The following is a 4279-nucleotide window of genomic DNA, read 5'->3' on the forward strand; positions in this document are numbered from 1 at the left end:
TTGGATATCGATAAGGGGCAGCATTCCAATAGCGCTGCACTTTCTGTTATTTTATCTGCCTTAATTGCATCTACCTCTCTGATTGTCAGACATCCATAATTAAGAATGACCGCGATTCCTCCTTCGGTTTCAGGGGCAGAAAATTTTCTTTTCAAAAAAGAGGTAAAAATTGCTCTCGAGACGCTCTGTTTTATTAAAGCCTTATTAAGCCATCACTATGAAGTCAGATAAAATGAGCATAGCCGATTTATTGGCTGATGAATCTTTTATTAATTATTGTAAAAGATCATCACCGGAGGACATAGCCCAATGGGAATCCTATATGAGGGACAATCCCGGGCGCCAGGAGCTTGTGGAAAGTGCGAGAGCAAGATTTATTGAGTTATTTAATGCGATGGCGATGGTTAACCTGGATGAGCAGGAGAACCTGCTAATGAACAGGGTAAACATTGTTGAACCAGCCCTGGTCGTAAAAATGGAGGGATCGGGTGAGCAGGAGCCAAAAAATGTTGTCTCCCCGCTGCTTAAATGGATGATTCCGGCTGCAGCTGTGGCGATTGGGTTCTTTTTTATTATTAATTATTTGAATCGCGGCAAAAAGGAAGTTCCGAAAATATTTGCAGCAGCATATGGGGAAAGAAAGAATATTCAATTGCCGGATGGGAGCATTGTTACCCTGAATGCAGGCAGTAAGATACATATCGATGAGAACTATGGTGTTTCCGCCAGGGATATTTATCTGGAGGGGGAAGCTTTCTTTGATGTGAAACAGAGCAAGGATCTGCCATTTATTGTGCATACTTCGGCAATGGATGTAAAGGCATTGGGTACTGCTTTTGATGTGAAGGCGTACCCGGACGAAAAGATCATTGAAGCTTCATTGGTAAGCGGGCTGGTGGAAGTGACCCTTAAGGAAGAGAAGAATTATAAGATAGTGCTTCATCCTAATCAGAAAGTGCAGTGGAAGCTGCCTGGCGAAGGAACGGTACCAACGGGGAAAAGTAAGATTCCTGTAAATAACCCGGTAGAGGATGTTACCAAGACAGAGGAGGGTGAGGTAAAGGAAACTGCCTGGATACAAAACAAACTGGTATTTACGGATGAATCTTTTGAAGATATTGCCATATTGCTTGAAAGATGGTATGGCATTAAAGTTGAGTTTGCAGATGATGCTGTCCGCAATTACCGGTTTACAGGAATATTTGAAAAAGAAAAATTATCGACCGTGCTTTTATTCCTGAAGGAATCCAAAAGTTTTAACTATGAAATTAAATCTGAAGAAACATTGAAAGTTGTGATATCAAAATGAAAGTCAGGATCTCTGAATAAAAAGGAGTGCTATATAAAAACACAGGGGTAAATGCGGAAACATTCCCCCCTGTCAGTCAAAATTTCGAAGCAGCCGTTCTTGAAAAAAAACTGCTTCCATTATTAATTTAAACCAAAACAAAGGTATGAAAAAAAATCATGCTAACAGGTGGCGTTTTGCCAACGTGCCTTTAGCCAATCTTCTGAGAATCATGAAGTTAACTGCTATTCTTCTATTTGTCTTCGCTATGTCAGTCAGCGCAGGTGGATTTTCCCAGGATGCTAAAGTGACCCTCGCACTGAAGGAGGTCAAGCTTGCCAGATTCTTTAAAGCGATTGAAAAGGAGACCAACTATCGCTTTGCATTCAGCAATGATATTCTTCCTTCGGGAAGGATCGTCACCATCAATGTGAGGGAGACGGCTGTAGCAAAGGTGCTGAAAGATGTACTTGCATCAACGAATCTTAAATACCGGTTTGTTGATGAATCCGGTATTATTATTATTTCAGAAAAAACGGAGAATGCTGCTGTAGCCGATGAAAATGCAGCGAATGTTGTACATATTGTTACGGGTAAAGTAACGGGCGACAGAGGCGAGCCTCTTGCAGGTGTAACGGTACAGGTCAAGGAATCCGACAGGGCTACTACTACCGGCGAAAACGGTTTTTTCTCTTTTGATGCAGGGGACAATGCTAAAACACTTGTCTTCTCTTTTATTGGTATGGAGACGCAGGAGGTGGTACTGGCAGGAAGGACTTCGATAAAAGTCAATATGGTCACCACCAATAAAAGCATGAATGAGGTGGTTGTAACGGCTCTCGGCATCAAGAAAGAGGAACGGGCACTGGGGTACTCAGTATCAACTGTTAATGGCAATGTTTTAGATAAAGCCAGGGAAACCAACGTAGCTTATTCACTGGAAGGAAGGGTTGCGGGATTGCAGATAAGCGGTGTCAATGGCGGACCCGGATCGTCTGCGCGGATATTGCTGCGTGGCGTGACCAGTTTTTCCGCAGGTCCTCCATTATTCGTTATTAATGGCGTACCGATGGATAATACGCAAAGAGGGGAATCCAGCGAGTGGGGCGGCCCTGATTATGGGGATGGTATCGGGAATATCAATCCGGACGATATCGAGAGCTTGACTGTCCTGAAGGGGCAATCTGCATCGGCATTGTATGGTTCAAGAGCTGCGAATGGTGTCATTCTCATAACGACCAAGTCGGGAAAAAAGAATTCCGGTTACGGCGTTGAATATAATACGAATTACCAGGCAGATAAAGCCATGAATAATCTTGATTTTCAGCATATTTACGGCCAGGGTCAGAATGGCGCGAAACCAGCTACTGCGAACGATGCTTTAACTGCACAAAACCTGGCATGGGGTGCAAAATTGGACGGAACATCCGTTATTCAATTTAATGGCAAAAGCTATCCTTATTCGAATGTAAATAACTGGCGGTCGTTTTACAGAACCGGCGGCACTTTTACGAATACCCTCTCGTTTACCGGCGGCAATGAGAATGGTGCTTTCCGTTTGTCCATGTCGGATATGAACAATAAGTCGATGATCCCTAACAGCTCGCTGGATAGAAAGACCTTTAATTTTAAAGGAATGCTTTCTGCAACCAAAAAATTAGAGATTAACGTGGTAGCCAACTATCTGGTTGAAAATTCGAAAAACAAAACCTATCTGAGTGATAGTCCAAGCAATCCTAATAATGTGCAATGGTTGACGTCCAATGTGGATCAGCACATACTGGCGCCGGGGAGTAATCCCAATGGTTCTGAAATGCAGTATACCAACAACACTTTCTTTACCAACCCATATTTTGCTGCCTACAAATTCGTGTTCAGCCAGAACAGGGCCCGCTTTATTACTGCTTTATCCGGCAAATATAATTTTACGAACTGGCTTTACGCGCAGGCCAGGCTGGGGTATGATATAATCAACGATTCCCGGGTATTTATCGAGCCTACAGGAACTGCTTATATCTCCGATAAGGGAAGAGTAGAACAAATGACCAGCCAGATCACTGAATTGAATACCGATGTGTTAATCGGAGCGAAGCATGATCTTATTAAAGACTGGCTCAAACTGGATGTTTCGGCAGGCGGTAACATCCGGAAAAGCAGTTCTAACGGTATTGACCTGAATGGTACAGGTCTCATCATTCCTTTCTTTTACAGCCTGAGTAATCTGGCGACTCATAGTTACAGTTACAGTTATTCGGCCCTGCAAACGAATTCTGCCTATTATACGGCTGATTTTGCTATCAAAAACTTCCTGGTTTTGAGTACGGCAGGCCGTTACGATGTGTTCAGCACATTGCCCAGTTTTGACCGGAGTATATTTACTCCATCGGTTTCCGGGAGCTTTATTTTCTCCGATCTGTGTCATATCAATGGCCTTGATTTTGGTAAGCTACGGTTGTCTTATGCATCGACCAGCGGCGCCATCCAAAGCGCTTATTCAACTTCACCAAGCTACGGTGTCGGCACATCTATTAATGGAATACCGACAGGTGGTTTTGGCAGCCAGTTGCCTAATCTGTTCCTGAAGCCATATACTTTAAAGGAGGTGGAAGTCGGTACTGCATTGAAATTTTTCGGAGACCGGCTGGGGCTTGACCTGGATTATTTCTCCCGTAGAACCTATCACGAGATCATTAATGGCACCATTGATGTTTCATCCGGATACACGGGCCGTTATATAGGTACTGGTTCTACGCAAAACAAAGGCGTGGAATTGGAATTACACGGAACACCTGTGAAAACGAGTGATTTTGGGTGGACACCGGCATTTAATTTCACTTATGTAGCCAATAAAATCCTGCAGACCGACGGGACAACCAATTCCAATATAACTTTTGGGACGTACCGTCCGCTTAATGCTAATCTGGCTCTGGTAGTGGGTAAATCAGGTCCTCAGGTCATGGCGTATGATTATATGCGCAACGCCAAAGGGCA

The 4279-nt window shown here is 43.6% G+C and carries 2 protein-coding genes; both read left to right on the top strand.

Features of this window, described 5'->3' with window-relative positions; genetic code table 11:
- Window positions 1–217: 217 nt before the first annotated feature.
- Window positions 218–1309 carry a FecR family protein gene (locus VNZ46_RS16135; RefSeq protein WP_325561092.1) on the top strand — a complete coding sequence of 364 codons (1092 nt, stop codon included), beginning with the start codon at window positions 218–220 and terminating at the stop codon, window positions 1307–1309.
- 145 nt (window positions 1310–1454) lie between these two features.
- Window positions 1455–4279 (top strand): SusC/RagA family TonB-linked outer membrane protein (locus VNZ46_RS16140; protein ID WP_325561093.1); only part of this gene is annotated, 2825 nt, incomplete at its 3' end.

It is taken from the genome of Pedobacter sp. (assembly GCF_035566355.1).
GTDB lineage: Bacteria > Bacteroidota > Bacteroidia > Sphingobacteriales > Sphingobacteriaceae > Pedobacter.

Excerpts from the sequence above, each read along its gene's own strand:
- VNZ46_RS16135 (WP_325561092.1), top strand. The coding sequence starts at position 218 with ATGAAGTCAGATAAAATGAGCATAGCCGATTTATTGGCTGATGAATCT.